The organism is Massilia mucilaginosa, assembly GCF_011682145.1.
Lineage (GTDB): Bacteria > Pseudomonadota > Gammaproteobacteria > Burkholderiales > Burkholderiaceae_D > Telluria_A > Telluria_A mucilaginosa.
The window spans coordinates 1-1,004 of sequence record NZ_WHJH01000161.1 but is presented as its reverse complement, the minus strand read 5'-3'; the positions used below and the strand labels follow the sequence as shown (position 1 = coordinate 1,004).

Below are 1,004 nucleotides of genomic sequence, written 5' to 3'. Positions count from 1 at the left end.
GCACCGGAAGAAAAAGCACGCGGCATCACCATCAACACCGCGCACGTCGAGTACGAAACGGCTAACCGCCACTACGCTCACGTTGACTGCCCAGGCCACGCCGATTACATCAAGAACATGATCACCGGCGCGGCACAGATGGACGGCGCGATCCTGGTTTGCTCCGCAGCTGACGGCCCAATGCCACAGACCCGCGAGCACATCCTGCTGGCACGCCAGGTTGGCGTTCCTTACATCATCGTGTTCCTGAACAAGTGCGACCTGGTCGACGACGCAGAACTGCTGGAACTGGTTGAAATGGAAGTCCGTGAGCTCTTGTCGAAATACGAGTTCCCAGGCGACGACCTGCCAATCATCAAGGGTTCGGCACGTATGGCTCTGGAAGGCAACACCGGCGAAATGGGCGAAGTCGCGATCATGGCTCTGGCCGACGCGCTGGACACCTACATCCCTACGCCAGAGCGCGCTATCGACGGTGCATTCCTGATGCCAGTCGAAGACGTGTTCTCGATCTCGGGTCGCGGTACCGTTGTGACCGGCCGTATCGAGCGCGGTATTGTTAAAGTTGGCGAAGAAATCGAAATCGTCGGCATTTCCGACACCGTCAAGACCACTTGCACCGGCGTGGAAATGTTCCGCAAGCTGCTGGACCAGGGTCAAGCTGGCGACAACGTCGGTCTGCTGCTGCGCGGCACCAAGCGTGAAGACGTGCAGCGTGGCCAGGTGTTGGCCAAGCCGAACTCGATCAAGCCGCACAATCACTTCACCGGTGAGATCTACGTCCTGTCGAAAGACGAAGGCGGCCGTCACACCCCGTTCTTCAACAACTATCGCCCACAGTTCTACTTCCGTACCACGGACGTGACTGGTTCGATCGAGTTGCCAGCGGACAAAGAAATGGTTATGCCAGGCGATAACGTGTCGATCACCGTCAAGCTGATCAACCCGATCGCGATGGAAGAAGGCCTGCGTTTCGCCATCCGCGAAGGTGGCCGTACCGTTGG

General features: G+C 58.5%; 1 protein-coding gene. It reads left to right on the top strand.

The window, feature by feature from the left end:
* A partial coding sequence (tuf, locus tag F2P45_RS34270) for an elongation factor Tu (protein WP_166882667.1) occupies window positions 1-1,004 on the top strand: 1,004 nt, incomplete at both ends.